Annotated in this window: 13 protein-coding genes; all 13 read right to left on the bottom strand. The window is 72.6% G+C overall.

The window, feature by feature from the left end; translation table 11 throughout:
- Positions 1 to 7: 7 nt before the first annotated feature.
- The 13 genes from J2W21_RS03725 to J2W21_RS03665 all read right to left on the bottom strand — a co-directional run bounded on the left by J2W21_RS03725 (position 8) and on the right by J2W21_RS03665 (position 14,233).
- Positions 8 to 1,357, bottom strand: coding sequence for a S8 family peptidase (locus J2W21_RS03725; protein WP_373423066.1), 1,350 nt, complete (start codon positions 1,355 to 1,357; stop codon positions 8 to 10).
- Positions 1,357 to 2,319 carry a Ppx/GppA phosphatase family protein gene (locus tag J2W21_RS03720; protein ID WP_307113171.1) on the bottom strand — a complete coding sequence of 321 codons (963 nt, stop codon included), beginning with the start codon at positions 2,317 to 2,319 and terminating at the stop codon, positions 1,357 to 1,359. Before J2W21_RS03720 ends, J2W21_RS03725 begins: the two co-directional genes overlap by 1 nt.
- Positions 2,316 to 3,035, bottom strand: coding sequence for a DUF501 domain-containing protein (locus J2W21_RS03715; RefSeq protein WP_307113170.1), 720 nt, complete (start codon positions 3,033 to 3,035; stop codon positions 2,316 to 2,318). The genes J2W21_RS03720 and J2W21_RS03715 overlap by 4 nt, the downstream gene beginning before the upstream one ends.
- A gap of 91 nt (positions 3,036 to 3,126) precedes the next feature.
- Positions 3,127 to 3,714: an FtsB family cell division protein gene (locus J2W21_RS03710; RefSeq protein ID WP_307113169.1), complete on the bottom strand. Its 588-nt coding sequence runs from the start codon at positions 3,712 to 3,714 to the stop codon at positions 3,127 to 3,129.
- A 167-nt stretch (positions 3,715 to 3,881) separates the two neighbouring features.
- Positions 3,882 to 5,162 (bottom strand): phosphopyruvate hydratase, encoded by a 1,281-nt coding sequence (eno, locus tag J2W21_RS03705; RefSeq protein ID WP_307113168.1) that lies wholly within the window; start codon positions 5,160 to 5,162, stop codon positions 3,882 to 3,884.
- Positions 5,163 to 5,304: 142 nt separating this feature from the next.
- A complete protein-coding gene (locus tag J2W21_RS03700; protein ID WP_307113167.1) occupies positions 5,305 to 6,027 on the bottom strand; it encodes a MazG nucleotide pyrophosphohydrolase domain-containing protein in 723 nt (240 codons plus the stop codon).
- Positions 6,028 to 6,069: 42 nt separating this feature from the next.
- Complete coding sequence (locus J2W21_RS03695; RefSeq protein WP_307113166.1) at positions 6,070 to 7,212, bottom strand: adenosine deaminase; 1,143 nt, start codon at positions 7,210 to 7,212, stop codon at positions 6,070 to 6,072.
- A 44-nt stretch (positions 7,213 to 7,256) separates the two neighbouring features.
- Positions 7,257 to 7,997, bottom strand: a complete 741-nt coding sequence (locus J2W21_RS03690; protein ID WP_373423058.1) for a DedA family protein — start codon at positions 7,995 to 7,997, stop codon at positions 7,257 to 7,259.
- Between the two features lie 173 nt (positions 7,998 to 8,170).
- Positions 8,171 to 9,499 carry a thymidine phosphorylase gene (locus tag J2W21_RS03685; protein ID WP_307113165.1) on the bottom strand — a complete coding sequence of 443 codons (1,329 nt, stop codon included), beginning with the start codon at positions 9,497 to 9,499 and terminating at the stop codon, positions 8,171 to 8,173.
- Between the two features lie 17 nt (positions 9,500 to 9,516).
- Complete coding sequence (locus tag J2W21_RS03680) at positions 9,517 to 9,930, bottom strand: cytidine deaminase (RefSeq protein WP_307113164.1); 414 nt, start codon at positions 9,928 to 9,930, stop codon at positions 9,517 to 9,519.
- Positions 9,917 to 11,383: an ABC transporter permease gene (locus tag J2W21_RS03675; protein ID WP_307113163.1), complete on the bottom strand. Its 1,467-nt coding sequence runs from the start codon at positions 11,381 to 11,383 to the stop codon at positions 9,917 to 9,919. Before J2W21_RS03675 ends, J2W21_RS03680 begins: the two co-directional genes overlap by 14 nt.
- Positions 11,380 to 12,669 (bottom strand): ABC transporter permease, encoded by a 1,290-nt coding sequence (locus J2W21_RS03670; protein ID WP_307113162.1) that lies wholly within the window; start codon positions 12,667 to 12,669, stop codon positions 11,380 to 11,382. The genes J2W21_RS03675 and J2W21_RS03670 overlap by 4 nt, the downstream gene beginning before the upstream one ends.
- Entirely contained in the window at positions 12,662 to 14,233 is a 1,572-nt protein-coding gene (locus J2W21_RS03665) for an ABC transporter ATP-binding protein (RefSeq protein ID WP_307113161.1), read from the bottom strand. Before J2W21_RS03665 ends, J2W21_RS03670 begins: the two co-directional genes overlap by 8 nt.
- Positions 14,234 to 14,292 lie beyond the last annotated feature (59 nt).

Below are 14,292 nucleotides of genomic sequence, written 5' to 3'. Positions count from 1 at the left end.
ATATTCACTAGCTCGCCGGGTGTGACTCCTCGGGCTCCCCGGAGGGCGCAGCTCCGGGCGGGAGGAGCGCTCCGCCGGCGCGGATGCGGACCGAGCGGCGCCAGACGTGGAGGCTGCCGCCGGCGGCGATGCCCAGCACCGCGATGGCCGACAGGATCACGGTCAGGGCAGGCCATGGGCTCTCCACCGGATTGAGGCGCGGCGTGGGCGCCGCCGGCTCGGGCACGGCTTTGGCGGGGGCCGTCGGGGCGGCCGTCTCCTGCGGTGCCGCGGGCACGGTGGCCCCTCCCTTGCGGTGCACCCGGATCCAGTCGGCGATCGATCCGAGCGGGTTGACCGCGGTGACCGGCACGTCCGCCTTCAGCGCAGCCTCGGCGTCGAGGATGCCGCGGCCGTAGAGCGGGTCCGCGCCGGGGGCGCCTGCGTCCTTGGCCGTCGAGACGATCCGGTTGATGACCTGGGCCGCGCTCATGTCGGGCCACTTCGAGCGGATGAGCGCCGCGACCCCCGACACGATCGGCGCGGCCCCCGAGGTGCCGGCCCATTCCGCGTACTGGCCCCCCGGCAGGCCGCCGGCGAGCTCCTCTGCCGGGGCTGCCACGCCGATGCTGATGCCCTGGGACGAGGAGTCGACGCTCGCCTTCCGCTGCCGGTCCAGGCCCGCGACGGTGAGGACTCCGGGGATGGTGGCGGGCGCTCCGACCTGCAGGTTGCCGCCCACCCTGTTGCCGGCGGCGGCGACGATCACCACGTCGTGCTGCTCGGCGTAGAGGAACGCGGAGTCCCAGCTCTCCGGCCAGACGGGCGAGGAGCTGCCGAGGGAGATGTTGATGACCTTCGCACCCTGGTCCACGGCCCAGCGCACGGCATCCGGAATCTGGGCCTGGTCGGAGATGCCCGCGGGGTTGGGCGAGCCAAGCCAGGTCGAGGCCGAGAGGAGCTGGGCCTCGGGCGCCACCCCGACGATCCCGTCCGGTCCCACGGGGTCCTTGCTGTCCTTGCCATCCTTGCCATGGCCGCGGCCAGCGAGCATGGTCGCCACGAGCGTGCCGTGCTCCGGCTTCGCGCCGATCGGCTTCTGCCCGTCCGGAGAGCCGGCGCCGGAGGAGTCGTGGCCCCCTATGACCGCGCCCTGCAGGTCCGGGTGGGTGCCGTCGATCCCGCTGTCGATCACGGCGACCTTGACGCCGGCGCCCTTGGACACCTCCCAGGCCTTCTCGATTCCGTACTCGCCGAGCCAGTACTCGCGGTCGCGGATGCTGTCCGCCAGCGCGGCGGGCGCCGCCGGCAGGAGGCCGAGGATCGCCGCTGCGAGGGCGGTGACGAGGGAGAGGGTCAGTGCGGTGGCGCGTCGGATCACGTGGTCTTCTTCGTCAGGGTGCTCAGGGCGATGCCGTCGAGGATGTCGTGCTCGCTCGTGACGGCGGTGGAGACGCGGCCGTCCGTGAGTCCGGAGAGCCGTGCGAGGATGCGGCGCCACACGAGCGCCCCGGCGCCGATCACGTCGACGCGCCCGGGGTGCATGTAGGGCAGCTCGGCCCGCTGCGCGTGGGACAGCCCCAGCAGCGAGGTGCAGGCCGCGGCCACCTGGGCGATGGGCAGCTCGCTGCCGTGGATGCGCTCGGGCTGGTAGGCGGGCAGGCCGAGGGCGTGCGCGGTGATGGTGGTGATCGAGCCGGCCACCCCGATCACGGCCGTCGCCTCGCCGAGCGGCACGTCCGCAAGGGCCTCGTCGATGCCCGCGTCGACGTCGCGCTCCGCCGCGGCGATCTCCTCGGCGGTGGGCGGGTCCGTGCGGAGGTGCCGCTCGGTGAGGCGGACGCAGCCCATGTCGATCGAGCGCGCGGCCCGGACCCCGCCGGCGTCGCCGAGGACGAACTCCGTGCTGCCTCCGCCGAGGTCCACCACGAGCACAGGGCGGCCGGCGGCCAGCGGCAGGACGCTCGCGGCGCCGGCGAAGCTCAGTGCCGCCTCCTCGGTGCCGGGCACGATCTCGGGCACGACGCCGAAGCGTGACCGGATGCCGGCGACGAACTCGTCGCGGTTGCGCGCGTCCCGCATGGCCGAGGTGGCGACGAAGCGGACGCGCTCGGCGCCGAGGTCCTTGACCGTGGCGGCGTAGTCGTCGGCGGCGGCGAAGGTGCGCCCGAGTGCCTCGGGCGCGAGCATGCCGGTGGCGTCGACGCCCTGGCCCAGGCGGACGACCCGCATTTCGCGGTGGACGTCGGCCAGGCGCGGTGCGCCGTCGTCGCCGGGCTCCGCGTCCGCCACCAGGAGGCGGATCGAGTTCGTGCCGCAGTCGATGCCCGCGACCCTCATGCCGGGTCCTCCCCTGCCATGCTCTCCCCTGCCGCGTCCTCCCCCACGGCGGGGGCACTGGCGGCGTCCCCGGAGGCCTCCGAGCGCCGCACGGGCGCCGGCCGTCCCGTCATCGCCGGCAGCCCCTGGGGGCCGTGCCGGGAGAGGTCCCGGTCGGGGGCCTGCCCGTCGGTGTCCCACGCCCCCGCGCAGTAGCAGGCTCCAGGCGTCCACCACGCGGAGATCCCCTCGATCGCCTCGTCGCCGAGAGGGTTGACCCCGGGGCCGAGCGCGAGCGACTGCCCCACGAGCACGTGGAGGCACTTGACCCGGGTGGGCATTCCGCCGGCGGAGACGCCGTCGATCTCGGGGACGGGCCCGGTGCCCGCGCGCCGGCCGATCTCCTCGCGCGCCGCGAGGTAGGCCTCGTGGGCGCGGCGGTACGCGGCGGCCAGGGCGGGGTCGGCGGCGAGCCTGTCGTTCATCTCGGCCATGAGCCCGGCCGCCTCGAGGCGGGAGACCGCCGAGGTGATCACGGGGTGGGTGAGGTAGAACGTCGTCGGGAACGGCGTGCCGTTGGCCAGGCGCGGCGCGGTGGCCGCCACGAGCGGGTTCCCGCACACACACCGTGCCGGGATGGCGACCACGTCGCGCACGGGGCGCCCGAGCTGGCGGCTCAGGGTCTCGAGGTCGTCCGGCGTCGGCGCGTCGGCAGGCGTCTGATGGGTCTCGGTCACGGGGGCTCTCACTGTCCTTGCTCTGGTCGGTGGGCGCACGACGGCGCCCTGCCGCCTCCTCGCTGGGCGGCACCGGGGCGCCGGGGCGGGCTCAGTCCGTCGCGGCCCGCACGAACGCGTCCCAGAAGCCCTGGGTCCAGGGGGTGTCGCCGCCCGCCTGGGTCTGCGTTCCGCTGCTCGTGGCGGCCGGGGAGCCGTCGTCGCCGAACACCCAGTACGAGGTCTCGCCGGGCATGACCATGTTAATGCGGTCGCGCGCCTGCTGCTTGACGTAGTTCGGGTCCTCCCACCGGGCGATGGACTGCTTGAGCGAGTCCTGCTCGGCGTGCTTCGCGGCGATGTCGGCCTGGAGGGAACTGATCTCGGCCCGCTGGCCGAGGAAGACGCGGACGGTCGGCGCGAGCATGATCGTGATGGCGACGAGCACCACGGCCAGGGCGATGATGCGGCCGGAGAAGGCCCGCGCGGGGACGGGGCCGCTGTCCTCGGAGATGGGCGTCCTGAGCGGGACCTTGGGCCGGGTCCGGCGCTTCGCGGAGCCCGCGGACTTCTTCGGATGCTTCGCCGCCGCGGGAGCCGGGGCGGCGTCCCTGACCGGCTCCGCCGGGGCGGCGGGCGTGGCCGGCGAGGGTCGCTTCGTGGCCGGCGTGCGGGGCACGGCCGGTCGACGCGTCGCCATGGAAGCTCCTTGCGTTGGTCTCCTGTGTGCGGCCGGCCGCTGGCATCGGCATCTGCCCGATGCGCCGCGGCGGCCATCGTCATTCCACGATAGCCGCCGCGGGGCGCGTTTCCGCGCAGGTGCCGCCCGCGGTGCCAGGGGCGGCACGGCGGGCGGCGAGGAGGGTGTCAGCCCTTGAAGCGCGGGAAGGCGCTGCGGCCGGCGTAGCGCGCGGCGTCGTCGAGCTCCTCCTCGATGCGCAGGAGCTGGTTGTACTTCGCGACGCGCTCGGAGCGGGCCGGGGCACCGGTCTTGATCTGGCCGGCGTTGGTCGCGACGCAGATGTCCGCGATGGTCGTGTCCTCGGTCTCGCCGGAGCGGTGGGAGGTGATGGTGGTGTAGCCGCTGCGCTGGGCGAGCGAGACGGCGTCGAGCGTCTCGGTGAGCGAGCCGATCTGGTTGACCTTCACGAGCAGCGAGTTGGCGGTCTTGGCGTCGATGCCCTGCTGGAGGCGCTCGGGGTTGGTCACGAAGAGGTCGTCGCCCACGAGCTGGACCTTGTCCCCGATCTGCTCGGTGAGGATCTTCCAGCCCTCCCAGTCGTTCTCGTCGAGCGGGTCCTCGATCGAGACGAGCGGGAAGTCGTTGACGAGACCGGCGTAGTAGTCGCTCATCTCGGACGCGGAGAGGGCCTTGCCCTCGAACTGGTAGGCGCCGTCCTTGAAGAACTCGGACGAGGCGACGTCGAGCGCGAGCGCGATGTCCTTGCCCGGGGTGTAGCCGGCCTTGCCGATGGCCTCGGTGATGAGCTCGAGCGCGGCGCGGTTGGAGGGCAGGTTCGGGGCGAAGCCGCCCTCGTCGCCGAGGCCCGTGGAGAGGCCCTTCTCCTTGAGCACGCTCTTGAGGTTGTGGTAGACCTCGACGCCCCAGCGGAGGCCTTCCGAGAACGTCTCGGCGCCGATCGGGGCGATCATGAACTCCTGGATGTCCACATCGGAGTCGGCGTGCGAGCCGCCGTTGAGGATGTTCATGAGCGGCACGGGCAGGACGTGCGCGTTGGGGCCGCCGAGGTACTTGTACAGCGGCAGGTTCGCGGAGTCGGCGGCGGCGTTGGCCACGGCGAGGGAGACGCCGAGGATCGCGTTCGCGCCGAGGTTGCCCTTGTTGGGGGTGCCGTCGAGGTCGATCATGGCCTGGTCGATCGCGCGCTGGTCGGTCGCGTCGAAGCCGGTCAGGGCCGGGGCGATCTGGTCGAGGACGGCCTCGACGGCCTGCTGGACGCCCTTGCCCTGGTAGCGGCCCTTGTCGCCGTCACGGCGCTCCACGGCCTCGAACTCGCCCGTCGAGGCGCCCGAGGGGACCGCGGCGCGGCCGAGCGAGCCGTCGCTGAGCAGGACCTCGACCTCGACCGTCGGGTTGCCCCGGGAGTCGAGGATCTCGCGGGCGTGGATGGCATCGATAAGGGCCATGGATGTGCTCCTTGGTGGCTGGAACGGCTCTGACGTGGGTGGCACTGCCCGCGCCTGTCCGCGGGGCAGGCGCGGTGTCGCCCCCAGACTATCCGCCCCGCGCTCGGCGGCGCGACCTGTGACGCCCATCTCGGGCAAGGGCTCAGAGGCGCCCGACGGCGGCGCGGAGCGCGCGCTCGGCGTCGAGGCCGCGGGCACGGGCGGCGCGCACCGTGTCGAGCAGGAAGTCCCCCAGCTCCTCCTCCGTCGCGAACCCCGCCGAGGTCACCCCGGGGGACGCCGAGGTCACCCCGTCGGTCGGCCCGTCCGGCAGACCGGCCGCATCCAGGGCCCGCCTCCGCTCGGCGCGCCCGAGCGCCTTCTGCGCGAGCGCGAGTGCGGGCAGGTGCCGCGGGAGTCCCTCGAGCGCGTCGGGGCCCACGAGCCTCGGTGACCCGTCGCGCTCGGGCGCCAGGTCCTGGCCGGCGGCCTGTGCGGACGCCTTCTCCTGCCGCTTGGCCTCGTCCCACGAGGCGATGATCTCCGCGACGGTCGCCGGGAAGCTCGGCTGCAGCCCGCCGTCGGGCGTGAAGACGTGGCGGTTGCGCCGGACCAGCTTCGCCGTGAGCGCCTCCGCGACGCCGTCGAGGTCGAACGCGCCGCGCTCCCGGGCTATCTCGGCGTGCAGGACCACCTGCAGGAGCACATCGGCGAGCTCGCCCCTCAGCTCCTCCTCCGGCTGGCCGTCCTCGATCGCCTCGACGAGCTCGTAGGACTCCTCGATCAGGTACGTCACGAGGGAGGAGTGCGTGAGCGCGGCCGTCCAGAGGCAGTGCTCCCGCAGGAGCCGCACCACCCCCACGAGACGGTCGACGGCGGCGCTCACCTCAGGCCTCCCGCCGCACCGGCGGCATGACGGCTGCCCTGCCTACTCGGCAAGGTTCGCGTACGCCTCGTTGATGTACTCGACGAGGTCCTCGCGGTCCTCGAGGGGCAGGAACGCGGCCTCGGCGGCGTTGAGCGTGATCTCGAGCAGGTCGTCGAGGTCGTAGTCGAACGCCTCGACGAGGAGCTCGAACTCGTCCGTGAGCGTCACGCCGCTCATGAGCCGGTTGTCGGTGTTCACCGTGACGTTGAACCCGAGCTCGTAGAGCATGTCGAACGGGTGGTCGAGGATGTCCTCGCCCCACGCGGCGATCGCGCCGGTCTGGAGGTTCGACGACGGGCACAGCTCGAGTGGGATGCCGCGGTCGCGGACCCACGCCGCCAGCTCCCCGAGCGTCACGTCCAGGATCGGCACGCCGTCCTCGTCGACCTCGTCGGTCGATTCGACCGTGATGTCCTCGGCGATGCGCACGCCGTGCCCCAGGCGGAGGGCGCGTCCGTCGACGAGGGCCGACTGGATGCTCGCGAGGCCCGCGGCCTCTCCGGCGTGGACGGTGGCCGGGAAGTTGTTCTGGGCGAGGTAGGTGAAGGCCTCGGCGAAGCGCGAGGGCGGGAAGCCGTCCTCGGCCCCGGCGATGTCGAACCCGACCGCGCCGCGGTCCCGGTGGCGCACCGCGAGCTCGGCGACCGCCTGGGAGTTGTCGGCGTGGCGCATGGCCGTGATGAGCTGGCCGACGGCGATGACCCGCCCGGACTCCTCGACGGCCGCCATGCCGTCCTCGAGGCCGGCCTGGACCGCCTCGACGGCCTCGTCGAGCGTGAGCCCGTCGGTGAGGTGCTGCTCGGGGGCCCAGCGCACCTCGCCGTACACCACGCCGTCGTCCGCGAGGTCCTCGACGAACTCCCTCGCGATCCGGCGCAGCGCCGGGGCGGTCTGCATCACGGCGATCGTGTGGTCGAACGTCTCGAGGTACCGCGGCAGGGAGCCGGAGTCCGCGGCGTCGCGGAACCACTGCCCGAGCGCCACGGGATCCGTGGACGGGAGCTCGTGGCCGATCTCGGCGGCGAGCTCGATGATGGTCGCGGGGCGCAGGCCGCCGTCGAGGTGGTCGTGGAGGGAGACCTTGGGCAGCGCCCGGAGGTCGAAGGAGAGGTCCGGGGCGGCGTCGATGTTCGGCTCAGTCACGGCACAACTCTATTGAAGCCGGGGGCGTCAGGCCACCGCGGAGATCACTCCCGCGGGGTGGGCGTGGCCTCGCGCTCGCGCGGGGCGTAGTCGTCGGCGGGCGGGTGCGGCCGCAGGCCCTGCTCGCGCTCGTGCTCCGCCCTCGCCGCGGCGGCGGCCCGGCGGGCGTCCACCGTGTCGCGCCACCGGTGGAAGACCGTGATGCTGTGGTCGAGGACCACGCCGAGGACGAGCGCGAAGCCGACGGCGACCACGACGCTCAGGAGCGGGTTGTGGTGCAGCCACGGGAAGGAGCTCGCGAGCAGGCCCACGCCCAGCGAATAGCCCACCCAGGTGAGGCACGCGAACGCATCGAGCCAGAAGAAGGTGCGGTGCCGGAACCCGGTGCTGCCGGAGACGTAGTTGACCGCCACGCGGCCCCACGGGATGTACCGGGCGGTGAAGATCAGCACGGCGCCGCGCTTGTCGAGTTCGTGCCGTGCCCAGCCGAAGACCTTCTGCACGCGCGGGCGTCGCATCCACTTCCAGCGGTCGGTGCCGATCTTGCGCCCGAGGAGGTAGGCCACGTTGTCCCCCGCCATCGCCCCGATGAGCGCGGTGGCGCCGAGGATCCACAGGTTCGGCTCGCCCGAGTGGCGCCAGTAGGCGGCGAGGGCCACGATGAGCGTCTCGCTCGGCGCGATCATCGCGAAGCCGTCGACGAAGAAGAAGACAAGGAGGATCGGGTAGATCCACCATTGGCCGGCAGCATGGAGGATCGCGTGATCGATGACGGTCAACGACATGCGGTGGTGCTCCTCTGGGAAACTGGGCCTCCTCCAGTGTCCCATGCGCAGCGCCGGGCGACCATCCGCCCAAAGGCCCTAAATCGCCGCGTCGGCGCTCCTCCCCGCGGACGACGCCGCCCCCTCCCCCGGGCGCAGGCGCTCACCCGGGAGCGGGGCCGGCTTCCGGGGGGCTACGCGATGCGGTCGAGGATGAGCGGCCGGGCCGGGCGGGAGCCTTCCGGCGCGATCGTGACCGCGCCCTCGAGCGCCTCGTGCGCGCGGCCGAAGCGTTCGGGGGTATCGGTCAGGAGCGTCATGAGCGGTTCGCCGGCGCGGACCGTGGCGCCGGGCTTCGCGTGCAGGCGCACGCCGGCTCCGGCCTGGACGGCGTCCTCCTTCCGGGCCCGCCCGGCGCCGAGCCGCCAGGCGGCGACGCCGACCGAGAGCGCGTCGAGCCCGACGAGGACTCCGTCTGCGGGGGCGTAGACGGTCTCGGCTTCCTTCGCGCGCGGAAGCGCGGCGTCCGGGTCGCCACCCTGGGCGGCGATCATGCGCCGCCACACGTCCATCGCTCGGCCGTCCTTGAGCGCCTGCGCGGGGTCGCCCTGCACGCCAGAGGCCGCGAGCATCTCCTCGGCCAGCCGGACCGTGAGCGCCACGACGTCCTCCGGGCCCCCGCCGGCGAGGACCTCGAGGGATTCCTCGACCTCGATCGCGTTCCCCGCGGTGAGGCCCAGCGGGGTCTCCATGTCGGTCAGGAGGGCCACGGTGCGCACGCCGGCGTCCTGGCCGAGGGCCACCATCGTCTCGGCCAGTTCGCGCGCGTCCGCCGCGTCCTTCATGAACGCCCCCGAGCCGACCTTGACGTCGAGCACCAGCGCGCCGGTGCCTTCGGCGATCTTCTTGCTCATGATCGAGGAGGCGATGAGCGGGATGGCCTCGACGGTGCCGGTGACGTCGCGCAGCGCGTAGAGCTTCTTGTCCGCGGGGGCGAGCCCCGCTCCCGCGGCGCAGATGACGGCCCCGACGTCGCCGAGCTGGGCCATCATCTCCTCGTTGCTGAGGGACGCCCGCCAGCCCGGGATCGACTCGAGCTTGTCCAGGGTGCCGCCCGTGTGGCCCAGCCCGCGGCCCGAGAGCTGCGGTACGGCCACGCCGAACACGGCCACGAGGGGCGCGAGCGGGAGCGTGATCTTGTCCCCGACCCCGCCGGTGGAGTGCTTGTCGGCTGTGGGCCGCTGGGCGCCCGAGCGGGTCCGCAGCGACGAGAAGTCGAGCCGCTCGCCCGAGGCGATCATCGCCGTCGTCCACCGCGCCGTCTCCCGGTGCGTCATGCCGTTGAGGAGGATCGCCATGGCGAGCGCGGACATCTGCTCGTCGGCGACGGCCCCGCGTGTGTAGGCGTCGATGACCCAGTCGATCTGGGCGTCGCTGAGCTCGCGCCGGTCGCGCTTGGCCCGGATGACGTCGACGGCGTCGTGCGCCTCTGGGTCACGCGCCCCGTTCCCGGAGATGGTCATGGTGTCCTTCCGTCGGATCAGTTCTGCAGGTTCTGCGGCCCGAACGCGTCGGGGAGCACCTCGTCCATGGTCCGCACGCCGCTGACGGTGAGCAGCACCATCCCGGGCGCGCGGAACTCGTAGAGCAGCTGGCGGCAGCGGCCGCAGGGCATGAGCACGCCGCCGGCGGCGTCGACGCAGGCGAAGGCCGCGATCCGGCCGCCCCCGCCGAGCCGGAGCTGGCCCACGAGGGTGCACTCGGCGCAGAGCGTCAGCCCGTACGAGGCGTTCTCGACGTTGCAGCCGGTGACGATTCGGCCGTCGTCGGTCAGCGCCGCCGCGCCCACGGGGAACCGGGAGTACGGCGCGTAGGCCGCCCGCATCGCCTCGGTGGCCGCAGCGGTGAGGGTCTCCCAGTCGACCTCCGGTGCGGGGGGCTCACTGCTTGACATACGGGATCCCCTCCATGGCCGGCGGACGCGAGCGGCCGACGAGGCCGGCCACCGCGAAGACGGTGACGACGTACGGGAGCATGGCCATGAACTGGCTGGGGACCGGCGAGCCGATGATCGTGATGATGCTCTGCAGGTTGTCGGCGAAGCCGAACAGGAGCGAGGCCAGGAAGGCCCCGATCGGGTTCCAGCGCCCGAAGATCAGCGCGGCGAGGGCGATGTAGCCGCGGCCGGCGGACATCTCCTTGCTGAAGGCGTCGACGGCCACGAGGGTGAAGAACGAGCCGCCGATGCCGGCGACCGCCCCGCCCAGGATCGTGTTCCAGAACCGGGTCCGGTTGACGTTGACGCCCAGCGTGTCCGCGGCCTGCGGGTGCTCCCCCACGGCCCGCACGCGCAGGCCCCAGCGCGTGTGGAACAGGCCCACGTAGACCACCACCACGGCGATGTACATGAGGTAGCCCACGAGCGACTGGCGGAACAGGATCGGTCCGATCACCGGCACGTCGGCGAGGACGGGGATCTCGATGTTCCCCAGGTGCGGCGGCTTGTTGAGCCCGTCCGGGTCCTCCGTGAGCAGCGTCGAGAAGAGGAAGTTGGTCAGCCCGACCACGAGCACGTTGAGGACGACCCCGACGATGATCTGGTTCACGAGGTACTTGATGCTCACGAGGGCGAGGACGAGGGAGACGAGCGCCCCGGCCACGGCCGCCGCGACCAGGCCGACGTACACGTTGTGCGCGAGGGTCGCGCCGACCGCGGCGCTGAAGGCGCCCATGAGCAGCTGGCCCTCGATGGCGATGTTGACGATCCCGGACCGCTCGCACAGCACCCCCGAGAGGGAGCCGAACACCAGCGGAACCGAGAGCGTGACGGCGCCCGCGAGCAGGCCGGCGAGGGAGATGAAGGGGGTCTGGTCGCGACCGCCGGCCACGATCCACACGAGGAAGCCCACGAGGAACGCGACTGCGAAGACGGCGCCGACCCAGCCCGGCGTCGTGCGCCGCGCAGACGTGAGCCACACCGAGTAGGCCGCGCCGGCGAGCATGACGGCCGAGGTGACCCAGCCGACGACGGGCGAGCTGACCGTGATGACGGTGACGCCGGCGACGCCCAGGATCGCCAGCAGGAAGACGACGACCGCGGCGGCGAGCGCCCCGGTCACCCAGCGGGCCGGCGTCCGGCCGGCGCGGGGGCCCCTGAACCGGAGGTACCCGAACCAGACGGCGGCGATGAGTGCGACGGCGAGGGCGAGCCACGCGGCGAACCCGGACGCCTCCCGCCCCGCGTCGACGAGCCCGAACGAGGCGCTCTTGCTGCCCGAGAGCACGCCGAACAGGACCGTGCCCACCACGGCCAGGACGCTGAGCCCGATCGGGGCCTTGAGGGACACGGGCGCGGCGACGGCGCCGGGCCGGGCGTCCTGCGCGGAGGCTGCTGTGCTGGTGCTCATGACGCGGCTCCGCTCTCGGCAGCTTCGGCCGGGGTGGGGGTGGGCGGCCCGGACCGGCTGCGCTTCCTCCGGCGCGGGCCGAGGCCGAAGATCGCCCGCACGAGCGGCGGGGCGGCGATGAAGAGGACGATGAGCGACTGGATCACCAGGACGATGTCGATCGGCGTCTGGGTCACGGCCTGCATGGAGACCCCGCCTGCCCGGAATGCGCCGAACAGCAGGCCCGCGAAGAACGTCCCCCACGGGGTCGACCTGCCGAGGAGGGCCACGGTGATGGCGTCGAAGCCGATCGAGGCGGCGACGCCCCCGGAGAGGTACTTCTCGGTCCCGGACACCTGGGCGATGCCGGCGAGCCCCGAGAGCGCCCCGGCAAGGGCCATGACGAGGACGGTGGAGCGGCCCACGTTGATGCCCGCGGTGCGGGCGGCGTTCGGGTTGGCGCCGACCGCGCGGAACTCGAACCCCAGGGTCGAGCGGGACAGGATCCACCACACGCCCCACGTGACGAGGATGGCGAGGATGAAGCCGGCGTGGAGGCGGAACTGCGGGCCGAGGAGCTCCGGGAACAGGGCGGAGGGGTCCAGGAACGGCGAGATCGGGTTGGTCGAGCCCTTCCGCTGGAACGCCGGCGTGGTGAGCAGGAACAGCAGCAGGAAGCTCGCGATGTAGTTGAACATGATCGTCACGATGACCTCGTGGGCCCCGGTGCGGGCCTTGAGGAGGCCCACGATCCCGCCCCAGATGCCGCCGCCCACGATCCCGGCCACGATGACCACGAGCAGGTGCAGCCCGAACGGCAGGTGCCACGCGAACCCGACGTAGGCGCCGAAGAGGGCTCCGAAGATGAGCTGCCCCTGGGCCCCGATGTTGAACAGGCCGGCCCGGAAGGCCAGGGCCACGCCGAGGCCCGCGAGGATCAGCGGCGTCGAGACCGTGAGGGTCTCTGCGAGCGGGTAGAGCTGTGCGGCGAGGTCCGCGCCCTGCCAGTTGAAGATGGAGCCCTGGACCAGCGCCGCGTAGGGACGGAAGACCTCGGCAATGGTGTCGGAGGGCCGCGCGAAGAAGTAGCCCGCGGCCGTGGCGACCTTCGGGTTGGTCACCGCCATGAGGATTCCGCCGATGACGATCGCGAGGACCACGGACAGCAGGGACACCATCGGGGTGCCGGTCGCGATCCGGCGGAACAGGGTCTCCCCCGCCTCGCGGGCGGCCGGGCCACCGGGCGGCGGGGTCGGCACCGGCTGGGGCGCCTGGGCCGAATCGGGCGCGTTCTGCACGTCAGCCATGGGTCTCTCCTGTGGTGTGCTCGCCGTCGGTCTGGCGGGCCTCGGCGGCGGCAGCCGCGGCCTCGTCCGCGTTCATGCCGGCCATCATGAGGCCGAGGACGTCACGGGGGGTGTCCCCGTCGACGATGCCCATGAGGCGTCCGCGGTACAGCACCGCGATGCGGTCCGAGAGCTCCATGATCTCGTCGAGTTCGGTCGAGACGATCATGACCGGGGTGCCGTGGTCCCGCTCGGCGAGGATCCGGCGGTGCAGGAATTCGATCGAGCCCACGTCCACGCCGCGGGTGGGCTGCGAGGCGATGAACAGCCGCAGGGGCCGCGAGAGCTCGCGCGCCATGACGACCTTCTGCTGGTTGCCGCCCGAGAGGGAGGAGGCCGGGGCGTCGGGCGAGCCCGCGCGGATGTCGAACTCCTCGATCTTCTCCTTGGCCTGGGCCTCGACGCGGGCCGGGCTCATCGCGAGCCCGCGCGCGAACGGCGCACGGTCGTAGAGGTCCAGGACGAGGTTCTCGGCCACGCTGAAGGCGCCCACGAGGCCGTCGTGCGAGCGGTCCTCGGGAACGAATCCGACCCCGGCCTCGAGGACCTGCTTGACGCTGCGCCCGAGCAGCTCCTCGCCGTCGAGCGTCACCGAGCCGGTGACATGCCGGTGCAGGCCCAGGATGGCCTCGGTCAGCTCAGTCTGGCCGTTGCCCTGGACGCCGGCGACGGCGAGGATCTCGCCCTGGGCGATGTCGAAGGAGACCCCGTCCACGATCCGCTGGCCGCTGGGGGCCACGAGGGTCAGGTCCCGGACCGAGAAGGTGGTCTCCGCGGGCTGGGCCGGCGCCTTGTCGAGGGTGAGGCTGACGGGCCGGCCCACCATCATGGTGGCGAGCTCGGCGGGGGCGGCCGACGGCGGGGCGTCGCCGACCACGCGGCCGCGCCTGATCACCGTGATGACGTCCGCGACGGCCTTGACCTCGCGCAGCTTGTGGGAGATGAAGATGATCGACGTGCCCGAGGCCTTCAGACCGCCCATGATCGCGAGGAGCTCGTCCGTCTCCTGCGGGGTCAGGACGGCGGTGGGCTCATCGAGGATCAGGACCTTCGCGTCCCGGACGAGGGCCTTGATGATCTCCACGCGCTGCTGCACGCCCACGGGAAGGTCCTCGATGCGGGCGTCGGGGTCGACGTCGAATCCGTAGCGGGCCGAGATCTCACGGACCTTCGCCCGGGTCGCATCGAGGTCGAGGAACCCTCCGGCCTTGGTGCTCTCGGCGCCGAGGGCCACGTTTTCGGCCACCGTGAACACGGGGACGAGCATGAAGTGCTGGTGCACCATGCCGATCCCGGCTGCCATGGCGTCCGCCGGGCCGCGGAACGTGACGGGCCTGCCGTCCACGAGGATCTCGCCCTCGGTCGGCTCGTAGAGGCCGTAGAGGACGTTCATCAGAGTCGACTTCCCGGCACCGTTCTCGCCGAGCAGCGCGTGGATCTGGGAGTCCTCGACGACGAGGTCGATGTGGTCATTGGCGGCGAAGGAGCCGAAGCGCTTCGTGATGCCGCGGAGTTCGAGTTTCACTGCGGGAACCGTCCCCTGGGGTACGTGGGACCAGCTTCCTCCCCGGCATGCCAGCGCCG

It is taken from the genome of Sinomonas atrocyanea (genome assembly GCF_030811715.1).
GTDB lineage: Bacteria > Actinomycetota > Actinomycetes > Actinomycetales > Micrococcaceae > Sinomonas > Sinomonas atrocyanea_A.
Note: the sequence above shows the minus strand (reverse complement) of the source record. Positions and strands in the feature narration are given on the sequence as shown.

Bases quoted from the DNA above. Each gene is read 5' to 3' on its own strand.
- J2W21_RS03720 (WP_307113171.1), bottom strand. From the start codon at position 2,319: ATGAGGGTCGCGGGCATCGACTGCGGCACGAACTCGATCCGCCTCCTG.
- J2W21_RS03710 (WP_307113169.1), bottom strand. From the start codon at position 3,714: ATGGCGACGCGTCGACCGGCCGTGCCCCGCACGCCGGCCACGAAGCGA.
- eno (WP_307113168.1), bottom strand. From the start codon at position 5,162: ATGGCCCTTATCGATGCCATCCACGCCCGCGAGATCCTCGACTCCCGG.
- J2W21_RS03690 (WP_373423058.1), bottom strand. From the start codon at position 7,997: ATGTCGTTGACCGTCATCGATCACGCGATCCTCCATGCTGCCGGCCAA.
- J2W21_RS03685 (WP_307113165.1), bottom strand. From the start codon at position 9,499: ATGACCATCTCCGGGAACGGGGCGCGTGACCCAGAGGCGCACGACGCC.
- J2W21_RS03680 (WP_307113164.1), bottom strand. From the start codon at position 9,930: ATGTCAAGCAGTGAGCCCCCCGCACCGGAGGTCGACTGGGAGACCCTC.
- J2W21_RS03675 (WP_307113163.1), bottom strand. From the start codon at position 11,383: ATGAGCACCAGCACAGCAGCCTCCGCGCAGGACGCCCGGCCCGGCGCC.
- J2W21_RS03670 (WP_307113162.1), bottom strand. From the start codon at position 12,669: ATGGCTGACGTGCAGAACGCGCCCGATTCGGCCCAGGCGCCCCAGCCG.